This window comes from Micromonospora sp. WMMD882, from assembly GCF_027497255.1.
Classification (GTDB): domain Bacteria; phylum Actinomycetota; class Actinomycetes; order Mycobacteriales; family Micromonosporaceae; genus Micromonospora.
Window position 1 is genome coordinate 846,875 of the sequence record NZ_CP114903.1, and the last position, 25,378, is coordinate 872,252.

Annotated in this window: 9 protein-coding genes; 6 read left to right on the forward strand and 3 right to left on the reverse strand. The window is 70.9% G+C overall.

Translation table 11 applies throughout. The annotated features are described in order from the left end of the window. Positions 1–4: 4 nt before the first annotated feature. The gene (locus tag O7606_RS03335; protein WP_281597505.1) at positions 5–1,108 is read left to right on the forward strand and encodes a HEAT repeat domain-containing protein; all 1,104 of its coding nucleotides are present in this window, start codon (positions 5–7) and stop codon (positions 1,106–1,108) included. 762 nt (positions 1,109–1,870) lie between these two features. Here the strand turns inward: O7606_RS03335 and O7606_RS03340 are convergent. Together O7606_RS03340 and O7606_RS03345 are read right to left on the reverse strand one after the other, a co-directional pair. After that, positions 1,871–8,647, reverse strand: coding sequence for a colicin E3/pyocin S6 family cytotoxin (locus tag O7606_RS03340; RefSeq protein ID WP_281597506.1), 6,777 nt, complete (start codon positions 8,645–8,647; stop codon positions 1,871–1,873). Positions 8,648–8,696: 49 nt separating this feature from the next. Further along, positions 8,697–11,894, reverse strand: a complete 3,198-nt coding sequence (locus O7606_RS03345; RefSeq protein WP_281597508.1) for a DNRLRE domain-containing protein — start codon at positions 11,892–11,894, stop codon at positions 8,697–8,699. Between the two features lie 343 nt (positions 11,895–12,237). Here O7606_RS03345 and O7606_RS03350 point away from each other — a divergent pair, with 343 nt between their 5' ends. The 5 genes from O7606_RS03350 to O7606_RS03370 all read left to right on the forward strand — a co-directional run bounded on the left by O7606_RS03350 (position 12,238) and on the right by O7606_RS03370 (position 24,333). Then, positions 12,238–13,845, forward strand: coding sequence for an RHS repeat-associated core domain-containing protein (locus tag O7606_RS03350; protein ID WP_281597509.1), 1,608 nt, complete (start codon positions 12,238–12,240; stop codon positions 13,843–13,845). A gap of 1 nt (position 13,846) precedes the next feature. Beyond that, positions 13,847–14,308: a hypothetical protein gene (locus O7606_RS03355; protein ID WP_281597510.1), complete on the forward strand. Its 462-nt coding sequence runs from the start codon at positions 13,847–13,849 to the stop codon at positions 14,306–14,308. A 132-nt stretch (positions 14,309–14,440) separates the two neighbouring features. Then, positions 14,441–14,722, forward strand: a complete 282-nt coding sequence (locus tag O7606_RS03360) for a hypothetical protein (RefSeq protein WP_281597511.1) — start codon at positions 14,441–14,443, stop codon at positions 14,720–14,722. Positions 14,723–15,562: 840 nt separating this feature from the next. After that, on the forward strand, positions 15,563–21,994 hold the full coding sequence (locus O7606_RS03365; RefSeq protein WP_281597512.1) for a DEAD/DEAH box helicase: 6,432 nt from the start codon (positions 15,563–15,565) through the stop codon (positions 21,992–21,994). Then, the gene (locus tag O7606_RS03370) at positions 21,991–24,333 is read left to right on the forward strand and encodes a UvrD-helicase domain-containing protein (RefSeq protein WP_281597513.1); all 2,343 of its coding nucleotides are present in this window, start codon (positions 21,991–21,993) and stop codon (positions 24,331–24,333) included. The genes O7606_RS03365 and O7606_RS03370 overlap by 4 nt, the downstream gene beginning before the upstream one ends. Before the next feature lie 108 nt (positions 24,334–24,441). Here O7606_RS03370 and O7606_RS03375 read toward each other — a convergent pair whose 3' ends face one another. Further along, positions 24,442–25,311 (reverse strand): AraC family transcriptional regulator, encoded by an 870-nt coding sequence (locus O7606_RS03375; RefSeq protein ID WP_281597514.1) that lies wholly within the window; start codon positions 25,309–25,311, stop codon positions 24,442–24,444. Positions 25,312–25,378 lie beyond the last annotated feature (67 nt).

Sequence of the window (25,378 nt, forward strand, 5' to 3'; positions counted from 1 at the left end):
TGCCGTGCGGATCGGTGAGGTGGCCCGACGCTCCGGGGTCAGCGCCCGCATGCTCCGGCACTACGAGACGCTCGGCCTGGTGCGGCCCACCGGACGCACCGGCGTCGGCTACCGCGAATACTCCCGCGACGACATCCGACGCATCCTGCACATCGAGATCCTGCGCTCGCTCGGCCTGTCGCTGCGGGACGTCGGACGCGCCCTCGACGACCCCGGCTTCACGCCCGCCGCGCACGTCGACGAGCTCATCGAGCAGACCCGCGAACGCATCGCCCGCGAGGAGGAGCTGCTCGCCCGGCTCCGCCGCATCGACGCCACCGACCCCACCGACTGGGACGACGTCCTCCAGGTCGTCGCGCTCCTGCACAACCTCGGCTCGGAGAGCGCCGGCAAACGCCAACGCGCCGCCCTCTCCTCGGTCTCCGCCACCGGACCGGTGCCGGTGGAAGCCCTCGTCGAGGCGGTGCTGCGCGAACCCGACCCGAGCGCCGCCGGCGCCCTGCGCTGGGCCCTCGCCCGCTCCGGCGACGCCGCCCTGGCGCCGCTCGCCGACGCCCTGACCGCCCCCGAGCCCGCCGTACGCAAACGCGCCGTCGACACCATCGCCAAGATCCCCCACGGTACGGCCACCGCCCTGCTCCGTGACGCCCTCACCAGCCCGGACGTCGTGGTCGTCCGGTCGGCGGCCCTGGCGCTCGCCCCACGTGGCGTCCCCGACGCGATCCCCACCCTCCTCGCCATGATCGTCGAAGGCACGAACGACGCCGACGCCGCCGACGCCCTGAGCGCCCTGGCAACCGCCCCACCGCCCACTCCGACGAATGCTCCCGCCTCAGGCGATGTTCCCGCCTCGATGGGGGATCGCGGGCCGGTAGCGAATGGGGGGTTGGCGGGGGAGCGCGGGTTGGCGGATCAGATCGCCGGCCGACTGGTCGAACGCCTCGGCGGTGACGGTGTCGAGCCGGCCGCCCGGCAACGGCTCACCCAGGCGCTCGGCGACATCCCGGGCGCCGCGGCGGCCCGTGCCCTCGCCGAGCTGACCCACGACCAGGACCGCATCGTCGCCCTCACCGCCACCTCCATCCTCAAACTCCGCGACTCCCGGTGACGAAGAGCCCCCGACCCTCCACCGCCTCGCCTTTCCTGAAAAGGTGGCCTCCGGCCCTGAGGAAACCCCCTTATCCCAGCAACGCTGCGGGCCTTTCTCGCTAAGATCCACAGACCCACCATCGGTGGCTAACTCCGGTGACGGCAGATTGGGGAGGCCGGCGCGGCAACACGATCTCGGTCAGTGCTGCTGACATCAGCGGGTGCGGTCCTGTTCTGGGTCATGGTCTTCGCAAAATCATGATCATCAACGGACCGCACCCACCCTACATGGGCCCCCGAATCTCACCGAACCGTGCGGCTCGACAGCCCTTCAACCGGCCCGGCACCGAGCAACCCGCTCACCCAGTCGTCAAGCAAGGCGCCCATCCACACCAAATCAATCCATGTATTCGGATGCTTTAGGGTTCTCTGGCGGCAACACTGACGGCAACGCGAACGCCCCGCGATGCCCTTCGACGCACAACGGAGTGGCACCAATGCTCTTGGTATTGGCGCCACTCCGGGAGGAATTATGCGCCAGCGCCCGGACGAATAGCCGATTCTCGCCCGAGAAGATAATCGAACTTTAACGGGATAATCGTTAAGCCGAATCGTGCAGCTAGATAGCTCAGGGATGCGTCAGAAACGTCGTAGAGATCTGCGTCTCCAAGCTCATTCAATCCAAGTATCGTCAGTGCATCGCTATCTGCAAGGCCGCTTAGCCTGTGCCGAGCCCAAAGCGATCCTGACTTCCGATCGAATTCTTCTAGCACCCACTCCATCAGCAACCTCCCAGCTTGCGCCCTGGCACCGGCTGACCCTTTCTGCCGGGGAGTTGCTCGCCCGTAGCTGGATTGAACTCCCCCATATGCTTGGCGTTCTTTTTGCCATTGGTCCACATCTCAATTGTGCCGTGCGCCGAATCCCACTCGAGAATTCGGCCGTCCGACAAGGACCAACGAGCACGATATCCGCCGCCGGCTTTCGGTGATCCACGCCCAACGTATGTCGCATCAGGGAAGCCCGGAAGTGCCTTATCCGATGGCGGAGGCGTGTAACCCCCATCATTGTGTACGAGCACCGGCGTGTCGCCGGCGAGTACATAGTACGTGTGGATGTGGGCGATGGTGAGGTTGTAGGTGGTTGTGGTGGTGTCGTGGGTGGGGCGGGTGCCGTTGATCTGGGCGGTCGTGCCGTCGGGGGTGCGGAGGTGTTGTCCTGGGGTGAGGGTGCCGGCGGGTTGCCACTGCTGTCGGGTGGCGTTCCAGAGGGGGTGGTCGGCGGTGGTGTCGAGTGGTTGGCCGTCGACGATCAGGGTGAGCAGGGTGTCTTCGTGGATCCAGAGGTGGGTGACGGGTCGGGGGCCCTGCTCGCCGGTTTCGGGGTCGGTGGCGAGGACGGTGTCGCCGAGGCGGATGGCGCTGAGGGGTTTGGTGGTGCCGTCGGCCATGAGCACTTGGGTGTCGCCGCTGAAGCTGCACAGGCCTCCCCAGGGCACGTCGTCGCTGGCCCGCCCGGCGTCGAGTAGGACCGCCCCGGCGCGGCCGAAGGATCTGACCTTGCCGAGCCGGGGCAACAGGATGTCGATGGAGAGGAACACGCAGCCGGTCGCGCTGCCGTCGGCGCAGTCGATGGCGTCGGCGGCGCCGGTGAGCTCCAGGACGACGTCGCCAAGGGCCTGCCGGAACTTCTGCTGCTCCTCCTTGTCGATCTGTCGGCAGATGTCGGGTGAGTTGTAGCAGAAGGCCATCCACTGCGCATTCCGCTGCTCGACGGGGTCGAGGTCGCGGAACTCCCGCTGGTTGTTGGTCATGGCAAGCGCGACCTGGTCGAGGGTCCGGGCGTCCCTGCCCTCGGTGGTCTTGCCGCCTCCGGTGCCGCCGAGTTGGATGCCGCGGTACTGGTTCAACGAGGTGCCGCTGACCTGCATGCCGCCGCCGGTGTTCTTGCCGCCGCCCGCGCCGCTTTTCGGGTGCGCGATCTGGCCGCCGCCGTGGGCGTCCTCGAAGAAGGTCAGGCCGGACGGGTCGGAGAAGGTGGCCGGGCTGTTGTTGCCGTACGCGTAGCCGTTCCACTGTTGTGGATCGCCGAGGTCCTGAAGCGGGTCCACGCTGATGAACCGGCCGAGCGCCGGATCGTACTCGCGGGCCCCGATGTGGACCAGCCCGGTGTTGTCCCTGGTGCCGCCCAGGAAACCCTTGTCCATGATGGCGGGCCACGCTCCGGTGGGGGTGCCGCGATCGTTGCCGAACGGCAGGGTGCGCCGCCGGGTGACCGACAGGTCCGTGTTGGCGATGCTGACCTCGGCCGTGCCGTGGTGGTCGTTGACCAGCCACGTCAGGCCGGTGAGGGAACGCATCGCGACGACCGTGCCGGCGTGCGAGTAGTAGCGGGTGCCCGCTGCGGCGCTCGCGGTGGGTTTGCGTACCTCGGTGCCGTCCGGCAGGTAGAGGGTGGCGCCCGTGGGGTCACGGCGGATGAGCCGGTTGCCGTCGGCGTCGTATACGTAGCTGGTGGTGCCGGCGGGCTCGGCGAGATGGTCGAGCCGGCCCTCGGGGCTCCACGTCAGCGTCTGGTTGCCCGGCCGGGTGGCCGTGTCGCCGGTGCCGGTGTACGTGTAGGCGTCGGTCCTGCTGATCGTGCCGGTGGTGACCACCGAGGTCACCGCGTGCGGGCGGGAGCCGGCGGCCCCGCCGGGCGCGGGGTAGGCGTAGGTGCGGAGCGTGCCGGCCAGGTGGTCGGTCTCGGTCTTGCGGTTACCGGTCACGTCGTACGTGTAGGAGTGCCAGTAGCGGGCCGGGCCGACCAGACCCCCGAGGCTGGGAGTCGTGCAGGCGCCGGGGCCCGGCGTCCACGCGGCCGTCAGGCGACGCAGGTAGTCGTACTCGAAGCACTGGACGTCGGCGGCCCCACCTGCGGGCGTGTCGGCGATCTGGGTGAGGTTGCCCCGTTCGTCGTAGCTGTAGCCGAAGTTGACCGCCTCCGGTTTGAGCTCCGGGATGGCGTTGGTGTTGAGCAGCCGGCCGGTGTGCTGGTCGGTGGTGTGGGTGATCCAGGTGCGCTTGCCGGTCGCCCCCAGGATCCGTTGGCTGAGGTTGCCGAGCTTGTCGTAGACGGTGTTGTTGACGTAGATCTGCGATCCTGCGGTCAGCATGACCATCGGCGCCCCGATGTCGGTGTAGCTGTAGGTCAGCTTCTCGCTGGCCAGACCACCGGCGGCGGGAAGCGTGCTGGTGGCGACCGCGCCGTCGGGCCGGTAGGTCGTCGCGTACGGGTACGTGCAGGGCGTGCTGCCGCCGGCCGCGCAGAGCGCGCTGTCGACCGCCGGGAGGGTGAGCTGGCTGCTCAGGGGACGGCCGGCCACGTCGTACCCGGTGATGTCGGTCCGGTACGCGTTCGTGGAGCCGGCCGGCTCGTACCGGATCGCCGCGCTCAGCCGGCCCACGCCCTTGACCGACGTGTCGTAGCTCCACTCGGCCCGCTTCGGGCCGGTGACCGAGTCGTTCCGCAGCGTGGTCCGGCGGCCGAGACTGTCGTACGTGTACGCGAGGGTTCGGTTGCGGGCGTCGGTGACCGTGGTCAACTGCCCGGCCGCGTCGTAGGTGGAGACGGTGACCCCCCGGTCCGGGTCCTCGTCCCGGACCCGACGACCGAGCTGGTCGTACGCGTACCGCCAGGTGTTGCCGGCCGGGTCGGTGAGGCTGGCCAGTTCGCCGAACGCGGCGTAACCGTAGGTGGTCTTGTCGAAGTGCGCAGGATTGTCGCTGCCCACGTCGGCCCGGTTCTTGTACTGCCGCAGCTCGACGGCGCGGCCCCGGGCATCGCTGATGGTCGTGGTGGCGGTGCCGCCCCGCGGCGGGGTGACACTGACCCGTTCACCGTCGTAGCTGGTGGTGGTGCGCCACTTCTCGTTGGTGGCCTGGTTCACGCCGACCTTGAAGATGGCGTCGGTGACGCGGGCGGCCCCGTCGTAGACGTTCAGGGTGTGCGCGGGCACCGCCGGGGTGCCGGTCTGGCCCACCAACTCCGTGCCCGGCGGGTCGTTGGTCGTGTCGTAGTAGGGCTGGGAGGTCCACTGCACCAGGCCACGTGAGTCGTGGACGGTGTCGGTGAGCACCCGGCCGCCGCCGGTCGCCTGCGTCTGGGTCTGGCGCGGCCGCAGCAGCCCGTCGTAGAGGGTGATCGACGTCCGGCGGGCGTAGGTGACGCTCGGCGTCATCGTCCAGGTGGTGACCGCGGTCGGCGCGGTGTTGCGGACCAGGTAGCTGTGCTCGACGTCCGGGGCGTTGGGGTAGGTCGCCTTGGCGCGCCCCGGTCGCCACGCCTTCAGTAGCCGACCGAGTCCGTCGTAGGTGACCTCGGAGATCCCGCCGTTGTTGTTGTCGGTGGTCGTCAACGGGAGGTGCCAGGCGGTCGCGTAGGTGGTGGTGGCGCTGTACCCAAGCGCGTTGGTGATCGTCTTGGCGGTCACCGGTCCGGTGGTGGCCGGGGTGTAGGCGGTGGTCGTCTTGCGGTCGAGCGCGTCGTAGGCCTCCTTGTTGCGGCCGTTGTCGTCGTAGACCGCCCGCGCGGTGGTGACCCAGGTGGGGGTGGTGCCCGACCACGAGGCGATCTCCTCGGTACGGACCGCGTTCCCCTTGACCGGGAGGTAGGTGTTCCAGTCGCTGCCCGGCAGGTCGTACGTGATCCGGGTGCTGGAGATCATGTCGGCGGGCAGACTGGGCGTCGCGGCGCAGTTGACGGCGACCGTCTCGACTTTCTTGACCCGACCCAGCAGGTGATTGGTCGGGTTACGGGCATACCAGGTGCGGGTGCACCTGTCGTCGCCCGCGGTCGACTCGTCGCCGAGGTCGTCGACCTGGGTGGGCAGGTTGTCACTGTTGAACGTGGTGACGGTCTTGACCCAGCGGACGCCCCCGGCGGCGAGTCGGCTGCGCGACCGGGTGGTACCCACGTTGGTCATCCACGCCTTCAGCGGGCCCGAGGTGGCGGTGGGGCCCTGCCGGACAGGGGTGTTGATGGTGCCGGACACCCAGTCCCCGCCGTTGCCGAGCAGGGTCGTCTCCTCGCGGAGCATCCCGGCGTACGCCTCGTGGTCGGCGATCGCCACGTTCTGCGAGTCGGTGACGGTCACGCTGCGGGTGCCGGTCGGCTGTTTGTCGCCGTCCATGCCCCGGAAGTAGCGGTACTCGCTGGCGGACTGCACGCCCGTCTCCAGACCCTTGCGGACCCGGACGTGCCCGTAGCCGCGGAACTGGCTCCAGGTGCGCTCCTTCTCCTCGACCAGCTCCGAGTCCTCGTAGTGCCAGGCCGGGCTGTCGAGGTAGTCGTAGTTGCTCTGCTCGTGCGCGAACCCGCCGGCGTTGTCGTACACGTCGATGCGGGTGACCCGGTACTTGTGGAACCAGTCCCGTTCCGGTTCCCCGCCGTCGGGCGCCCAGTAGCGGGGGAAGCACGCCTTCGTGTTGGTGTGCGGTTGCGGGAGAGCGTTGCGGGCGCACTCCGGGGCCGAGTAGGTGACCGCGACCTGGGCGCCGGTCTCGGTGGTCACCGTGTTCACGCGGTACCGGAACAGGTCCGACCGGCCGTCGGCGATGGCGTCGACCCGGTTGGGGCGCGCCTCACTGCCAGGATCGAAGACGATCTCCGGATCGGAGACCTCCGGGCCGCCCGCGCTGGTCACCTTGCCGGTACGGGTCACTCCGGCCAGCCACATCGGCTCGCCGGTGTTGTCGCCGGTCTGCAGGTAGGTGTGCCGCAGGGTCCACCAGGTCACGTCCTGATAGGAGGTGCCGGCGCCGGAGTAGACCTGGGAACGGACCTGAGCCAGCCGCTTGGCGGTCCAGAAGGTCGGTGACAGTTGGCTGGTGCAGGGGCTGGCCCTGCAGTACTGGTCCCAGGGGGTGTCCGGCCACGACGACGCGACCGCGTCAGACCCGGACCAGCAGTTGCTCTCACAGCGGTCGGCGGGGTCGAAGATCAGCCTGGCGGCGGCCTGCGTGGTGGACGTGGCGTCGCTGCGGTTGCCGTACTCGACGCGGCTCAACCAGCCGCCGCGGTGGTAGGTGGTGCGCTTGGTCGGGTCGCCTTCCCGACCGTAGGCGCCCGCCTCCCGGCTGTAGAAGTAGGTGAGCGTGTTGCCGTGCAGATCCACGACGTGGTCGAGGTTCCAACGCCAGGCCTGCGTGGTGCGGGAGGCGGCGAAGTTCCCGGCGGTGTAGCCGTGCTCGTCGGGGTGGTTGCCGTACACGGGCACGGTCCACACCGAGTTCGTCGCGACGGTCCCGGAGGCCCCGCCGGGGCCCGAGTTGCGGCCGAAGAAGTACTGGACGCCGTCGGGCGTGGTGACCTTCCAGTACTCGCCGTCGTCGTCCCCGTTGCCGAATCCCGTGTTGGTCGACAGTTCGATCCTGGAGCCGTCGTCGCTGACGCCCTTCCAGGTGTTGCCGGCAGACTTGACCAGCTCGGTGGCGCGGCCGTTGAGCGAGATGGTGGCGTTGCCGTCCGGCTTCAACCAGCACAGGTCACCGCTGTTGACCGCGGTGTTGTTGGCGGGGCTGCCTCGCATCGGCTCCTTGTCGCCGTTGCACGCGGTGTACTGCCGCTCGATGTAGCCGGGCCAGAAGTCCCAGCCGTCGCCGATCCACGAGCCCTGGGTGTTCGTGCCCGCGGTGCGTCCGTCGACCGCCCCGGAGGAGTACGTCAACGCGACGGACGGCTCCGGCCCGCCGACCCCGGGGGGTGCGTCGAACGGGTACGACCAGGTGAAGTCGCCGGTCTGCGGCCCGACCTGCCAGGTGGAGGCCGGGGACAGGCTGGTGGCGGCGAAGTCACCCGAGTCGCCGGACGGCCCGCTGGTGACGGCGAGAGTCACCGCCGTGCCGTCGGCGGGCAACTCGACCGGCGCGGACACCACTGCGGCACGTCGGTCGTTCGTGCTGGGCAGCGGCTGGCCGTCCGGCAGGCGGACCAGCCGGAGCCGGTTCGCCCAGTCGGCCCCGTAGGCTCGGGCGAACCCGGAATAATCCACCTGCACCGTCACGGTGTCCCGCCGGCGCACGCCGTCGGCCCGGCTCACCGTGAGCGCCACCCCGGGCGCGCCCCGGTCCCGCGCGGACCGTTGGTCCAGGACCTCGACGGTCACCTGACGTACGGGAACCGCGTCATCGGACCCGGGCCGGGCCCCGGCGGGCGGCGTCACCCGTACCGGGAGCTTCCCGGTCCTGGTTCCGTTGCTCCGGCTGGCGTCGGTCGCCACGTCGGTCAGGTCGACCGTCGCCCGGCCCGGAGCAGGCCAGGTGACCTTCGGGTTCCCGCGACGCTGCCGGTCTGCTGCCGTCCAGGCGGGCCTGGTCTTGTGGACCAGTGGGGTGGCCGCCACCCCGGCCACCTCGGGGGCCTTCGGCGGGGACCAGGCGGGGGCCGCGTCGACGGCCGGCGCCTGGCCGGCGAGGGTGACCGCCATGACGACGGCGAGCGACGCGGCGACCCGGCGGCCGGCCCTACCGACCGTCCGGAAAGTGGCCCGGTACGGACCTGAGCGGCGTGCGACGGACATAGCGTCTCCCCGGGCGACAACGAATCGGTCTGGAAGGGCGGGAAAGGACTCAGGCGAAGGCATGGTCGATCACCTCACCGGGACCCCAGACGCCCTGGCTGGCGTAGACGTGGTCGAGGTCGCCGACCCATCGTTCGGCGGCCGCCCCGGCGTCGAGGGCCCGGGCCAGCGCGAGTGGCCCGGTGGCCGACCAGGGTGTGGTGTGCGCGGCCTCGGCGTAAGACCCGCCGAGGTCCGGCGTGCCGTTGACGTACAGGCGGATCGTGCTGGTCGGTCGGTCGTAGACGCCGACGAGGCTGACCCAGTCACCGTCGACCACGTAGTCGGCGGTGCAGGCGGCCGTCTGGTTGGCGGCGCCGCTGTCGGTCTGAGCCAGGGTGAAACACCACGCCGGATCGGCCGCGCCGTCACCGTCGACGTCGACGTCGGTACGGAGGCCCAGCCGGAACAACGAGGTGGTGGTGCCGTCCTGGGAGACAGCGGCGTGTGGGCTGGCCAGGTCGGTGAGCCTGACCCAGGCCGCGACCGTGAAACCCTCGGGAGCGTTGGTGTCGAGCACGGGGGACGAGGTCGTGAGTTGGCCGCTGCCGTCGGTGGTGACCGCGCCGCCCACCCGGCCGTCCGGCTGCCAGGTCACGCCGCTCCCGCTGAGAGCGGCCGGCCGGGTGTTCCCCGGCACGGAGGAAGCCGCTGTCCCGGTGGCGTCGTCCAGCGTCCAGTGCCAACTGTCGGTGCTCGGATTGACCAGGAACTGGTAGACCCGGGGATCGGAGGTGGCGCCAGCGGCGGTACGGGACTGCACCGCCAGGACGTTCAGCCCGTCCCGGGCCGGCGTGATCGTCTCGGCGGTGGTCGTCCCGGTCACCTCCCGCACGGACAGGTCGTCCCAGAACACGCTCTTGCCGGTGCCCGGCGCGAAGCCGTTGTAGAGGCGCACGAAAGCCTCGGTCGCGGTCACCGGCACGGTCAGCACGACCGAGAGCCGCTGCCACGTGTCGGTCGCGGTGGGCCGGGATGACAGGACGTGGGTGTAGGCGCCGGCGTTGTGGTACGTGGGAACGATGGCGAGACCACGCCAGTCCGTCGGGTTGAGCCCGGTCGCCCCCGGGACGTAGACCCAGCCGGTGACCCAGTACCGCCTACCGGCCTGCATGCCGAGGTGGAACCCGCCGCTCCACTCCCCGCCGACGGTCGCATACGCGAACGCAGCCCCCGCCGCGGTCCCGGACGCGGCCGGGGTGACCTGAAGCGAATCCTGACTCTGGTGGCCGCGGGCGGTGGAACGGGAGATCGTCGCGTACTGGCCGGCGGTGAAGCCGGTGAGCCCGCTGGAAACCTGCTGCTGGTTGGTGGTCAGCAACTGGGTCTGGGGAGTGCCGGCGGGCACGGTCACCAGCGGGTCGCCGTTGAGCTGGTAGACGTACTCCGCCACCTCCGTGGCACCGCCGGGCCCGTAGGTGAACGAGCCGGGCTGACCGGGACCGCCGTTCCAACCCCCGGTGCTCTTCTCGGGGTAGGCGCTGCTCGAAACAGCCGGCAGGGACGGGTCCTGCGTGTTCACAGTGAAGGTGAACCAGGCCGAGTAGTCGCCGCACAGGTAGGCGTCACATGCCTTCACCCGCCAGTGGTAGGTGCCGTCCGCCAGGGCGGCGCCGGTGAGCGGAACGACCCGCCACGGCCGGGCGGTGCCCGACGACACACCGGTCACGGCGGTCCCGGACTTCGCCATCAGGGTGCCCTTGGTGCTGTTGTAGACCTGGTACTCGGCGCGCAGGGTGCCGGTGTCCGGATCGGACACGGTGGCGGCGAGCTGGGGAGTGCCGGAACGGACCACCGCCGGGGACGTGCAGGCCGAATAGCACGAGTCGATCTTCAGGCTGGTGGGGCTGTTCGGGGTGCGGTTGTACTTGAGCGTCACGTACGGCGTGTGTGTCGCCGCCTCGGACGAGTTGAACTTCTTCCAACCGTTGTGGTTGGACTCGCTGGTCGCCCGCAACCCGATGTTGGCCCACTGCTGTTCAGCGGAGTCGAAGGCGGCCTGGAAACTCTTCTTGACCGATACCGAGACCCAGCCGTCGGCGCAGTTGGGGCCGTAGCCCTTGGTGCCGGTGGAGGTGCCGTCCTGTTCGAGCCAGGCCGGCTGGTTGCCCCAGCGGGCGGAGGAGTTGGCCCAACTGACCCGCCACGACTCCCACGACGCCGCCGTGCACGACCAGGAGTAGAAGTTCCACAGGAACAGCTCGGCGGAGATGACCGTGGCGCCGTCCAGACCACCGAGGCGTTGGAAGTTCAGCAGCGACCGGGCCGTGCAGCCGGAGGAACAGCCCGCGCCGCCGTCGTCGCTGTAGCCCAGCCGCAGCTCGGTGTCCCCCGACTTGTCGGTGGTGGCGATGGTGTTCTGGACATAGGCGTCGAACCCTGGCGCGAGATTCACCGACGGATCGATGGTCACCGGGTACGTGAGTTGACTGTCCTCGTAGAAGCCCGGATCAGGGGTCATCACGAGTTCCTGGCCGCCGTCCTCACCGATCGCGGTCACCACCTCGACCTCGGCTCGGTGCGCCGGATCGCCCGACGGCAGCGACCGGGCGTCCCACATCTCGCCCTGCGACACGGTTGCGGTTCGGGTCGGCGCGTTGGCAGCGCGGTTGCGATCACCGGACGGGCCGGTCGACCACGGCAGGCTGATGGTCTGCATGGTGGCCGCTGCGGTGGCGTCCTTGACAGTGAACGAGTACTGAAAGCCGGTCCGTCTGGCCTCGACCACCAGGTCGACGCCCGGCTTCACCTCGGCATAAGTAGCGGTCACCCCGTCGAGCTGCGGCTCGGGCAGCGCCCCCGTCCAACCCAACTCGACCCGCTGCTCGCCGCTGCCGGCCACGGCCAGCACGTCCGTCGCGGCGTCCCGCGCGCCGGACAGCCACAGCCCGTTGGCGTCGACGGCCGGTGCCACGTTCCCGTCCGGCAGCCGACGAAGTGTCAGGTCGACGTCGACCCACTGCCCGGTGCCGACGCGGGCGCGTACGGGCGCCGCGTGCAGCTCGGCGCTGAAGGTGCCGTCCGGGTACGCCCAGGCCCGGCTGGTCTCCGTCGTCGCCCCGGTGACCAGGATCGGCTTACGGGTACGGTAGGCCAGCTCAGCGGCTGCTGCCTCGTCGGCCGCTGCGGAAGGCGTTGCGGCGGACGCTGCGGCTTGTGGTGGCAGGACCGCAGCGTGGGCGGGTGCCCCGAGCAGAGGCGATGTCAATCCGATGACGAGACCGGCCGCCGCAGTGAGGCCGACAGCTGAGAACCCATTGCCCGAAGTGCAGCGTCGTCGAAAGAGCCTTGCCCATGATCGCACCATGCTGAGTCCCCCGTTTGTCGACCATCCGTCAAGGCCGCCGGTAAGACTAGGGATCGCATGCCCTCGATGTAAGCAACGGTCACAACTCGACACCACAAACCGGACCAGTCGTGTAAATCGACAAGCCGCCATGACTTTGGGTTACCGCGTGATCGCTTGACGCCTCCTGTGACGCGTCGTCGGCCGTGAGTATCCGCGCCGTCTGCTTCGGCAGGGTCGACTCCACGCCGGCACGGTCGTCGCGATGCGTTCCCTCACCGGCCTGACGTGGCTGGTCAACGACCACCACGGCACGGCCGAGGTCAGCATCGCCAACACGGACCTGTCGGTCACCCGGCGGCGCACCCTGCCGTTCGGCAACGATCGCGGCACCCCCACCGGAGCGTGGCCCGCCATCATGGACAAGGGTTTCCTGGGCGGCACCAGGGACAACACCGGGCTGGTCCACATCGGGGCCCGCGAGTACGATCCGGCGCTCGGCCGGTTCATCAGCGTGGACCCGCTTCAGGACCTCGGCGATCCACAACAGTGGAACGGCTACGCGTACGGCAACAACAGCCCGGCCACCTTCTCCGACCCGTCCGGCCTGACCTTCTTCGAGGACGCCCACGGCGGCGGCCAGATCGCGCACCCGAAAAGCGGCGCGGGCGGCGGCAAGAACACCGGCGGCGGCATGCAGGTCAGCGGCACCTCGTTGAACCAGTACCGCGGCATCCAACTCGGCGGCACCGGAGGCGGCAAGACCACCGAGGGCAGGGACGCCCGGACCCTCGACCAGGTCGCGCTTGCCATGACCAACAACCAGCGGGAGTTCCGCGACCTCGACCCCGTCGAGCAGCGGAATGCGCAGTGGATGGCCTTCTGCTACAACTCACCCGACATCTGCCGACAGATCGACAAGGAGGAGCAGCAGAAGTTCCGGCAGGCCCTTGGCGACGTCGTCCTGGAGCTCACCGGCGCCGCCGACGCCATCGACTGCGCCGACGGCAGCGCGACCGGCTGCGTGTTCCTCTCCATCGACATCCTGTTGCCCCGGCTCGGCAAGGTCAGATCCTTCGGCCGCGCCGGGGCGGTCCTACTCGACGCCGGGCGGGCCAGCGACGACGTGCCCTGGGGAGGCCTGTGCAGCTTCAGCGGCGACACCCAAGTGCTCATGGCCGACGGCACCACCAAACCCCTCAGCGCCATCCGCCTCGGCGACACCGTCCTCGCCACCGACCCCGAAACCGGCGAGCAGGGCCCCCGACCCGTCACCCACCTCTGGATCCACGAAGACACCCTGCTCACCCTGATCGTCGACGGCCAACCACTCGACACCACCGCCGACCACCCCCTCTGGAACGCCACCCGACAGCAGTGGCAACCCGCCGGCACCCTCACCCCAGGACAACACCTCCGCACCCCCGACGGCACGACCGCCCAGATCAACGGCACCCGCCCCACCCACGACACCACCACAACCACCTACAACCTCACCATCGCCCACATCCACACGTACTATGTACTCGCCGGCAACACGCCCGTGCTCGTACACAACACCGGTGGCTCGTGTGCTGTTGGACTTCCGAACGATCCGTATGACCCAGCGGCAGTTGCCGAACGTAGCGCAGCCAACCGTGCGCTATACGCTCCGAGCGCTTCCGACAGGGCGGCCGATTTGGGATATGGCACTCGCATCCCAGCACAGAAGGCTCCCTTCAATTCCCACGGGCAGGAAGTCTTCTCTAACGGGAAAACCTACATCACGCGAGACGTTGACGGGCACAATGTAACCGACGGGTGGAAGATGTTTAACCGTAGGGGGCAACGGATTGGGACCTATGACAGCGACTTGAACTATCTCAAGGAGTAGCGTGTTCGCAATCGAAGTGGTCCAGAATGGGTTCGTCCTCGGCGCGGATGAGAGCGCTGACGGTGTGACCGGGCGAATCACAATCGATGACTTCGCGGAGACATTCGAGGTGCCGCTAGGCTTCTGGACGGTCTCTGACTACCAAAATAGCTGGTGTCGGGCGTTTGCGGTGCTGGAAGAAGGATCATCTGCGGCATCATGCTTGATGGCGTCTATGACTGATCCGGAAACCACCAACTTTCTGTTTTGCTGGCCGCTGTATCGCGATGGAGAAACTGTCCACATTCAGAACTCTATAATTTTTCTTGACGAGGTTCGATCCGAGTTCGATCCAGGCCAGCCGTGGCTTTCGATTTCCTCGCGTTGCGCTGTCGACGAGGATGGAAACGTCGTTTCTGAATGGGTAACCTCCATGGATTCGATGAGAGAGTTTTTCGGAAGCCGTTGTGATGACGTGCAGTGAGGCGAGGCTCTACGCCCTATAGGGCAGGTTTCAATGTCCGAGCGCTTGCGGCCCTCGGATTACCGGGGCCTCTACTTCACGGAGCGTACCCGATTTGACATAACGCCAGGTCAAAGCTATCGCGTCTACGAGATGGCGCTGTTCAACTCGGGGCTCACTGTGCTAGTAGTGGACGACAAGCGGCAACCCAATTGGTATCCGATGGAGTTGTTCGAAGTGGAAGAGGGGGTCCTGCCTGCCAACTGGACTTTCGCCTTACGTAATGGGGGTCAAGCTGGAACTCAAGCCGTTTGGGGTCATCCTCGACTCGTAAACGACTCAGCCTTGGATGAGTCGCTTGCAGATCAGGATTCTGATGCACAGGTGATTTTCTGGCAGGATGTCGCCGTCCCTGAGGGCGTGGAGACCGAATAGAGCAGCCGAAAGTTTGCTGGGAGAGCCAGGTGGGGAGCCTGGCGGTCAGCGGTCTGGCTGTTCGGGACAATCGGAAACGGTAGCGCTGAGTAGCGAAGGGCTGTCGATGACTGCTGTATTGGTGCCACTCGACCATGGGGCTGCCGCACTCATAGGTGACATCTGAGCTGACGAGAAGGTGACCGGCCAAGATCCCACTACTTCCGGGTTGTAGTGGTGCCCGAGCGGGGTGAAGGCACTACTCCCCCCAGGTAAGACGATCTTGCCCGGCGGTGGGGAGGGCAGGGAGGGCGGCGTGGAATGGGTGGGTGCCCCAAATGTGGGGCAGCTCCAAAGGATCCGCGTACTGGTACCCGCAGAGGGCCGTTGCGTTCTCGCTCGGTGGGCCGGTGAGCTGGGATGATGCTGGGCGTACCCGCACCACCGGCGGCAATACTAACCGCGAGACCGCCTACCTGGTCACATCCCTGCCCGCCGCCGACGCCCAACCGGCTGACCTGCAAAAATGGGCAAGAGCGGAGATCGCCATCGGGCCCGCACCGGCACCGGACCTGCCGTCATGGCCACCCTGCGTAACACCGCAATTGGTTGGCACCGCATCCACGGCGAACCCAACATCGCCCGCGCCAACCGACGGCCGACCGTCGCTCACACGACCTCATAACCGCCGTGCCAGCAGCTACGTCAGAACGCAATAGCCCGGGGTGCCCGCACCCGCGCGCCGTACCTGGGCGTCGCGCCGCACGCGCGTGCCGCGCCGGCGAGAGAACTGGCCCACGGACGACTGTCCTCGGGCGGGTCACTGTGGAGGGTGGCGTAGCATGCCTCGGTGATTCGCGTATGAGGCCGACCATCGCGGCCGACACCCTGCGCCGGACCCTCACCCAGTACCTCACCACCACGTTCGGGCTCAGCGAGGCCGACGTACGGCAGGGCCTGGAAGGGTTTCTCTCCCACCCGGAGCAGGGCATCTTCCGCGGGCCGTACCTGCGGATCCGGACCCCCTTCCGGCCGGCGGCCGGTGACTGGCGGGCGGGGCTGGAGTGGGCGCCGGCCGGCTTCGCGCCCTACTCGCACCAGGCGAGGGCGTTCGCCCGACTGTCCACCCGGGACGGGGTTGCCCGACCGACCCTGATTACCACCGGCACCGGATCCGGCAAGACCGAGTCGTTCCTGATCCCGGTGCTGGACCACTGCCGGCGACGGAAGCGGCGGGGCGCGGGCGGCGTCAAGGCGATCCTGCTGTACCCGATGAACGCCCTCGCCACCGACCAGACCCAGCGGATCAACGAGCTGCTCACCGATCCGGCGCTGGCCGGGGTGACCGCCGGCCTCTACATCGGCGACGTGGCGGCCATCGAGTACCCGCACGTGCTGACCCGACGGTCCGAGATGCGGCGCACCCCGCCGGACATCCTGGTCACCAACTACAAGATGCTGGACCTGCTGCTCCAGCGCGCCGACGACCTGCCGCTGTGGCGGGACGCCGAGCCGGCGTACGTGGTGCTGGACGAGTTCCACACCTACGACGGCGCGCAGGGCACCGACGTGGCGATGCTGCTGCGGCGGCTCGCCGCCGCGCTCGGCCTGGCCGAGCCGGACCGGCCGTTGGGGACGATCTGCCCGGTCGCCACCTCGGCCACCCTCGGCGAGGGCGGTGACCGGGACGGCCGGACCGCCATCCGGGAGGTCGCCGAACAGGTCTTCGGGGTGCCGTTCGACGTCGACTCGCTGGTGGGGGAGGACCGCTACGCGCCCGCCGAGTTCATCGTCCGGCAGGACTTCAGCCTGCCGCTGCCCAGCCCGGAGCAGCTCGCCGCCCTCGACGACCGCGACCCCGACGCGCTGATGGCCGACGTCGCCGCGCTGGTCGTCGGGGAACGCTGCCTCGACGACCCGGTGCGCCTCGGCGAGCTGCTGCGCCGGCATCCGCTGACCAAGGCGGTGCTCGACTCGCTCCAGTCCCGGCCGGGCACCCTCGACGAGATCATCGACGTGCTGCCCCGCAAGAACGCCACCGGCTGGGGCAGCGCCATGAAGACCCGACCCGAGGTCACCGCGACCGCCCTGGCCCGCTTCGTCGGCCTGCTGGCCATGGCACAGCACCCGGACGCGCCGGGCCGCCCGCTGCTGAACATCGAAACCCACCTGTGGGTACGGGCCGTCTCCCGGCTGCTGCGCGGCACGTCCCACCAGCCCACCTTCGGCTGGTACGGGGAGCCGCCCCGAGAGCCCGACCCGTACGCGCCGGACGCCGACCGGGTGGTCGCCGACAACCGCCACCCGCGCCTGCCCGCCGTGTACTGCCGGCACTGTGGCCGCTCCGGCTGGATGGCGCTGTCCCCGGAGAGGGACCCGCAGGAGCTGGAGACCGACCCGGACAAGATCTACCGGGCCAGCGTCGGCCGGGACAAACGTCGGGTCCGGGCGCTGCTCGCCGCCACCGCGGACGAGATCCGGCAGCAGCCGACCGGCCTGCTGGTGCTGGAGCACGGCCGGCGGGCGCGCCCGTTCGACCCGGGCCGCGACGGCCGGCCCGACGACGACGCGATCGTCGTGCGCGGGGACCTGACCGGCGTCGACGCGGCCGAGAAGGACCGCTGCCCGGCCTGCCAACTGGACCACGGTATCCGCTTCCTCGGGGCCGGGTTGGCCACCCTCGCCTCGGTGGCGGTCACCCAGCTCTTCACCGGCGGCGAGCTGACCGGGGACGAGAAGAAGACCCTGCTGTTCAACGACTCGGTGCAGGACGCCGCGCACCGCGCCGGGTTCGTCGCCAACAGGTCGTACGCGTTCTCGCTGCGTACCCTGCTCGCCGACCAGCTCGCCCCGGGCGTGCCGGTGGGGCTCGACGAGCTGGTCGCGACGATGGTGGCCAGGGCCGCCCAGCCGGAGGTCCTCTCCACGGTGGTCCCGCCGGACCTGCACGACCAGCCGGGCGTGGACGGTCTGCTCGCCGGCGAGCACACCGGCAGCCGGGAGACCTGGTCGCTGATCAGCGAGCGGCTCGTCTTCGCCACCGTGCTGGAGACCGGGCTGCGCTCCCGGCAGGGTCGCACGCTGGAGCTGACCCGCGGCGTCGCCGTCGAAGTGGCCGTCGACGACCCGCAACGGGCCGTGGCGATCTGCCGGGACGTGCGCCGCACCGGCCCCGGGCAGCTCGACGGCACACCCCCGGACGACGCCCGCTACCTGGCGTTCCTGCGGGGCCTGTTGGAGCGGCTGCGGGCGCGGGGCGCGGTCTACCACGAGTGGCTGACGCCGTACCTGCGGCGCGGCGGCACCCGGTGGCAGGTGTGGGGTGGCCGTCCGGCCGGCCTGCCGGCCTTCCCGAAGGGCGTGTCCGCGCCGGCGTTCCTGCTGGCCAACCCGAAAGCCCGGTCCGAGTTCGACGTGCTCACCGCCCGCGGCAACTGGTACCAGGACTGGACGCAGCGCTGCCTCGGCATGGATCTCGCCGCGACCGCCGGCTACCTGGGCCAGCTCCTGCCGGCGCTGGCCGCCGAGGGCGTCGTCGCCGTCGGCGACACCGAGGACGGCAACCGGGTGTACGGGCTGATGCCCGGCCACCTGCGGGTGACCCGGCTCGACGACGCCGCCGCCCGGCTGGCCGGGGTGGGCTGCGACACCTGCCACTGGCAGCAGACCGAGCACCCCGACCGGGTCGCCGACTGGGACGGGCACCCGTGCCGGCAGTACCGCTGCCGGGGCCGGCTGCGTCCCGCCCCCGACGACACCGCCCCCGACGACTACTACCGGCGGCTCTACCTGGGCGGCCGGGTCTTCCGGGTGGTCACCGGTGAGCACACCGGCATGCTCACCCGCGCCCAGCGGGAGACCGTGGAGCAGCAGTTCCGCGTCGGCCGGCGGTACACCGACCCGAACGTGCTGTCCTGCACGCCCACCCTGGAGATGGGCATCGACATCGGGGCGCTCTCCGCGGTGGTGCTGGCGTCGCTGCCCCAGGGGCCGGCGAACTACGTGCAGCGGGCCGGTCGGGCCGGCCGGCGCAGCGGCAACGCGCTGGTGCTCACCCTGGTCGGTCGCAGCGAACGGGACCGCTACTACCTGACCGAGCCGAGGGACATGATCGCCGGGCAGATCGTGCCGCCCGGTTGTTTCCTCTCCGCCGTGGAGATCCTGCGCCGGCAGTACCTGGCGCACCTGATCGACCTGGCCGCGCGCGGCCGGCTGCCCGGGGCGCAGCCGATGCCCCGGCGGGCGCACGTGCTGTTCGGCCCGACCGGCTGGCTCACCGGCCTCGCCGACGCCGCCCGCCGGGACGGGGCGCGGCTGGTGGCGGACTTCCTGGCGCTCTTCGGTGACAAGGTGCTGCCGGTCGCCGCCGACCAGCTCCGTGGGTTCGCCGCCGACGGCATCGCGCACCGGGTGAAGGAGGCCGACGGGAGCTGGGAGGAACGGTTGGCCGACCTGCGCCGCCGACTCCAGGGCATCGCCCGCGCCCGGGGCGGCCTGGTCGACAGCGACCCGGACCACGCCCGTGAGGCCCGGATGCTACGGGCGGAGGAGGCCGCCGTCCGCCGCCGCCTGCGGGAGCTCACCGCCGCGCCCGCGCACGCCACCATGGTCGAGTTCGGGCTGCTGCCGAACTACGCGCTCGTCGACAGCCGCACCGACCTGGAAGCCACCCTGACCTGGGAGGAGCAGACCGACGGCGGCCGCCGGTACCACAGCGAGCTGCGCGAGTACGCCCGCCCGGCCCGCCCGGCGCTGGTCGAGATCGCCCCCGGCAACAGCTACTACGTGCGCGGCTACCAGCACGAGATCTCCGGGCTCGACGTCGGCCCCGCCGACCGGCCCGGGTACGCGCAGTGGCGGGTCTGCGCCCGGTGCGGGTACGTGCGCACCCACCTGGCCGCCGAGGACACCAGCGCCTGCCCGCGCTGCCAGGACCGGGGCATCGCCGACCACGGGCAACTGTTCCAGGTGCTCCGGCCGACCCGGGTGTACGCCCGGGACAAACGCGACGACGCCCGGATCCGCGACGACAGCGACGACCGCAGACGCCGCTTCTACGCCACCGCCGTGGCGGTCGACGTCGACCCGGCCACCGTCGAGTCGTCGTGGCGGCACGCGCACGACACGTTCGGCGTCGACTACAGCCGGCACGCCATGGTCCGGCACTTCAACCTGGGCGCGCAGCGCTACGACCGGGCCGCCGAGCTGTTCGCCGGGGAGGAGGTGCGGATCAACCGCTTCCACACCTGCGTCTCGTGCGGCGGCACCACGGTGGACGGCGCGGCCACCGCCGGTCAGCAGCTCGCCGCGCAGGCGTCCGGGGCGACCGTCGCGGCGGGCGCCGAGCACCACCGGCCGTGGTGCCCGTACCGGCGGGCGACGCCCGGCCCGGACAGCCACGTCGACCTGATCCTGGCCCACGAGCTGGAGACCGAGGCGCTGCGCATCCTGATCCCGGCGGCGACCGCGCTGGTCCGGGAGCGGCTGCTGTCGTTCGCCGCCGCGGTCCGGCTCGGCATCGCCGCCCGGTACGGCGGCGAGCCCGCCCACCTGCAGGCCGTCCCGGCCAGCATGCCCGACGGGCACAGCGAGGGCACCCGCAACTTCGTCGTCGTCTACGACACCCAGCCGCAGGGCACCGGCTACCTGCACCGGCTGGCCAGGCAGGAGGAGTTCCGCGCGGTGCTGACCTCGGCCCGCCAGCGGATCGCCGACTGCGTCTGCCGGCACGAGGCGAGACCGGTGTGCCACCGCTGCCTGCTGCGCTACGCCCGCAACGAGCACTTCGCCCTGATGAGCCGGGACGAGGCGCTCGGCATGCTGGACAAGCTCCTGGACACCTGGGACGTCCAGGAGGGCACCCGCACCGACGAGATCTCGCTGATCCACCAGGTGGAGAGCGAGCTGGAGTTGCAGTTCCTCACCAAGCTGCTGGCCCTCGGCGAGACGCCCGGCGCCGGGTTGCGCATCGACAGGCGACGCGACCACGACGGCGCGCGCGTCGCCGACCTGCGGTTCGTCCGCGACGGCGGGCGGCACGTCACGCACTGGCAGATGAAGCTGCAGAACACCATCCGGGGCACCCGCCCCGACGTGCACTTCACACGCCTCGACGGGCCGTCCCCGGAGGTGGCCGTCTACCTCGACGGCTACAAGTACCACGCCACGGCGCAGCGCAACCGGCTCGCCGACGACGCCGAGAAACGCGCCCGGCTGCGCGCCCACGGCTACCTGGTCTTCGCCGCCACCTGGGACGACGTCAAGAGCTGGGGCAACGCCGACGCGCCCGGTCGGTGGAGCCCGTACGGCGGCGTCGCCGAGCAGACCGCGCGGGAACGGTACCGGACGTTCCTGCCCGGCGCGGACCCGGACGAGCTGCGGGTGACCGTGTGGACCAACCCGGTCGAGCAACTGCTGGGGTTCCTCGCCGAACCCGACCTGACCCGCTGGCAGCGCCGCGCCGAGGCGACTCTGGCCGGGCTGCTCAAGCAGGCCCGGGAGCACAGCCCCACCGACTCCGCCGGCGCGCCGCAGCGGCTGCTCGCGGCGTTGCGTGGCGAGCCGCTGCCCCCACCCGGCCGGCACCGGCACATCCTCGTCGCCCGCGCCCGGGACAACGCCGACTGCCCGCTGACCGTGGTCGCCGACGGCCGGAGCAGACCGCTGCCGACCTGGTCGGCGCTGGCCGTCGTGGACGACTCGCCGGCCGCGCTCGCCGACCCGGGTCACCGGGCACGCTGGGCGGCCTGGCTCACCTGGGGCAACGTGTTGCAGTTCCTGACCGGCGGGGGCGGGGACGCCGGCCAGTTGGCGGTCTCCACCCTGGACGCCTTCGATCCCGCCTCGCTGGCGGTCACCGAGGGCACCGGGCTGACGCCGGCCCGGCGTGGGCTGCCCCTCGACGAGGAGACCGCCGCCTGGCTCGGGGTCACGCCGCAGCCGGCCCCGACCGCGCCGGACCCGGTCGACGACGGGTCGCCCTGGCAGGAGGTGCTGCGCTACCTGGACCGTGACGAGAGCGCCCTGACGCAGCTCGTCGCGCAGCTCGCCCGGCAGGGCCTGCCCGCGCCGGTGGTCGGCTACGAGCTCGGTGACGAGGCGTGGCCGGCCGAGCTGGCCTGGCCGCAGCAGCGGATCGCCGTCGTGCTCACCGGCCCGGCCGGTGACCCGGAGACCGAGGACCGGGACCGGGCGTACGTGGCGGCGGGCTGGCACGCCCGGACGGCCCGGGACTGGTCCGCCGCCGAGCTGGCCGGGAGGCTCGCCGGCACGAGTGGGGGAGAGGGCCGATGAGCGTCGGGGCCACGCTGCGGATGCTGGACCGCGCCGACCGGGAGGTCATGAAGCTCACCCGCGCCGACATCGGCGCGGTGTACGAGTTCATGCACCGGTTCCGGCGCAACCCGGACGATCCCGGGCTGCGGCTGAAACCGCTGAGCGGCGACTCCCGGCTGATGTCGGCGCGGGTCAACCGGGACCACCGGGCGCTGCTGCTGCGCATCGCCGACCGGGACTACCTGCTCGTCGACGTCAAGCACCGCAGCGAGGTGTACGACGACCTGTCGCGGTACGCGTACCGGATCAACCGGGTCACCGGCGGCATCGAGGTGGTCGACCTGACGCCGGTCGGGGACAGCATCGTCGGCCGGGTCGTGCCCCCGGACGGAGCGGCTCCGCCCGCCGAGCCCCCGGCCCCGCCCGCCGAGCCCTCATCCGCGTCCGCCGAGCCCCCGCCCGCGTCCGCCGAGCCCCCGCCCGCGCCCGCCGAGCCCTCATCCGCGTCCGCCGCGCCCGCGCCCGCCGAGTCCCCGGCCGTGGAGACGGCGCCGGCCGGCGGGATCGCGCCCTCCGGGACGCCGCTGTTCGGCGCGTACGCCGACGCCCAGCTCGTGGAGCTGGGCGTGGCCGAGCCGCTGCTGCCGCAGATCCGGGTCCTCACCACCGAGGCCGAGCTGCTGGCCCTGCTGGACCGGGCCCCGCAGCTCACCACCGACGTGCTGTTCGCCCTCTACGACGGCGTGCCCTACGACGAGGTGCTCCGGCAGGTCACCGAGCCGGTGCGCGCCGGGGAACCGGTCGACCCGGAGGACTTCGCGGCGGCGGTGCGCCGCCCCGCCACCCAGGTCACCTCGGACGACGAGGCGTTGCAGGCGATCATCGGCGAGGCGTTCGAGCGGTGGCAGATCTTCCTGCACCCCACCCAGCGCAAACTGGTCGGGAAGCCGTACAGGGGGCCGGCCCGGGTCGGTGGGGGCCCCGGCACCGGCAAGACCATCGTCGCCCTGCACCGGGTCGCCCACCTCGCCCGGAAGCTGCCCCCCGGCACGGACCGGCCGATCCTGCTCACCACGTTCAACCGTAACCTCGCCGCCGACCTGCGTACCCGGCTGCTCGCCCTCGGTGGCCAGGAGCTGGTGGCGCGGGTCGACATCGTCAACATCGACCGGCTGGCCAGCCGGGTGGTGACCGAGGCGAAGGCCGGCGGCGGCCGGCGGATCGTCGACGACAACCGGGTCCCCGAGCTGTGGGGCGAGTTCCTCGCCGAGAGCGGCGAGACCGGGCAGGACGCGGATTTCCTGGCCGCCGAGTGGACGCAGGTGATCCTCGGCCAGGTGCTGAACTCCCGTACCGAGTACTTCAGGGCCCGCCGACCCAACCGGGGCCGCAGCCTGACCCGGGTCGAACGCGACCAGGTCTGGCAGCTCACCGAACGGTTCACCACCTGGCTGGACGCCCGGGGCGTCTGGACGTGGCGGCAGGTCGCCCAACGCGCCGCCCGGCTGGAGATGGACCGGACGGCCGCGGCGGCCGGCGAGTCGTCCTCCGGCGGCTCCCACCGGCCCCGCTACCGGCACGTCGTCGTCGACGAGGCGCAGGACCTCAGCGCCGCGCACTGGAAGATGCTCCGCGCCATGGTCGCCCCCGGCCCGGACGACATGTTCCTCACCGGCGACACCCACCAGCGCATCTACGACAACCATGTCACCCTGGGCAGCCTCGGGATCAACATCCGGGGTCGGTCGTCCCGGCTCACCCTGAGCTACCGCACCACCCGGCAGATCCTCGCCGACGCCCTGGAGATCATGACCGGCGAGGTGTACGACGACCTGGACGGCGGCGAGGAGGACCTGGCCGGGTACCGCTCCCTGCTGCGCGGCGCCCGGCCGGTGTTCCGGGGCGCGGCGACCTGGGCCCAGGAGCGGGACCTGATCGCCGCGCAGCTACGGGCCTGGGGCGACCCGGTCGACGGCTCGGTGGCGGTCTGCGTGCCGACCAGGGAGTACGCGGCCGACGTGGTGGCCCGGCTGGCGGCCGACGGGCTGCCGGCGGTGGAGATCGGCCCGGACGGGCCACGGCGGCCCGACGGCGTCCACGTCGGCACCATGCACCGGTTCAAGGGTCTGGAGTACCAGCGCATGATCATCGCCGCGGTCAGCGACGGGCTGGTGCCCCGGCAGGCCGTCGACCGGCACCGGGACACCGACCCCAGACGCTACCGGCGCGAACGCCAGCGGGACCGGTCGCTGCTCTTCGTGGCCGCCACCCGGCCCCGCGACGAGCTGGCCGTGTTCTGGCACGGCACGCCCAGCCCGTTCCTGACCAGCCGCCTCGTCCGACGCCCGACGCCGTGACCTCGACGCCGTGACTCCGACCCCCGTGACCCTGACCCCCGGTGACCCCGCCGCCCGTCCGGCGGGTCCCCGGGCCCGCCTCGCGGCGGCCCGCCCGTGTCCGGTCGGTCAGGCCGGCTCGACCGGCAGCCACAGCTCGCAGGTGGCGGTGCTGAAGTCGTCCGCGCGGGCGAGGACCGCGACGATCGACGGGCCCGGCCGCAGCCGCCACGGGTTGGCCGGGAACCACTCGGTGGCGGTCGCCGCCCAGGCCGTCTGCAACGCCTGCGGGTGGGGCCCGCTGGTGTGGAAGACCGCCCACCTGCCGGCCGGCACCTCGATGGCGTCGAGGTCGTCGGGGACCGGGGCGCTCCCGGTGACGGCCACCCCGTGCAGGTACGTCAGCTCGCTGCCCTCGGGGCTGTCCGGGTCGACGTCGTCGGTGACCTGGAGCAGCCCCGCCGGCTCGGTGTCGCCGAGGCCCTTGAGCCGGACGTGCTCGGCCGGCGGCAGGGCGGCGATGTGCCGCTGGATGTGCGGGTTGACGCCGTGGTGGATGAGCGGCACGCGGGCCGCGTGCCCGACGAGCCGGAACGCGGGGCGGTCGACGATGCGGGTGTCCATGGGGACGCCTCCTTCGACGGTCAGGCGGAACCTGAGCTGTGGTTGGGACCGGAGGGGGCCCCCGTCGCGGCGGGCGTCACCGGGTCCGACGCCGTGGACGGCCCGGAACGCGCGCCCGAACGCCTCGGTCGAGCCGTACCCGTGTCGGACGGCGATGCTGAGCAGGTCCGACTCGCCGCGGACGACGTCGGCGGCGGCGACGGTCATCCGACGGCGGCGCACGTACTCCGACAGCGGCATGCCGGCCAGCGACGAGAACATCCGACGCAGGTGGTACTCGGTCGTGCCGAGCGTCCTGGCCACGACGTGGACGTCGACGTCCTCGGTGAGATGCTCCTCGACGTGGTCGACGAGCCGGTTGAGCGCCGAGATCACAGGGGGCCTCCTTCCGCCTACCACTCTGGTCGGGGCCGCCCCGGTCGCGCCCGATCGCCGTGGCCCG

What these genes read in the sequence shown, in the direction of transcription:
- O7606_RS03340 (WP_281597506.1), bottom strand. Translation starts at nt 8,647, where the DNA reads ATGTCCGTCGCACGCCGCTCAGGTCCGTACCGGGCCACTTTCCGGACG.
- O7606_RS03350 (WP_281597509.1), top strand. Translation starts at nt 12,238, where the DNA reads ATGCGTTCCCTCACCGGCCTGACGTGGCTGGTCAACGACCACCACGGC.
- O7606_RS03360 (WP_281597511.1), top strand. Translation starts at nt 14,441, where the DNA reads ATGGCGCTGTTCAACTCGGGGCTCACTGTGCTAGTAGTGGACGACAAG.
- O7606_RS03365 (WP_281597512.1), top strand. Translation starts at nt 15,563, where the DNA reads ATGAGGCCGACCATCGCGGCCGACACCCTGCGCCGGACCCTCACCCAG.
- O7606_RS03370 (WP_281597513.1), top strand. Translation starts at nt 21,991, where the DNA reads ATGAGCGTCGGGGCCACGCTGCGGATGCTGGACCGCGCCGACCGGGAG.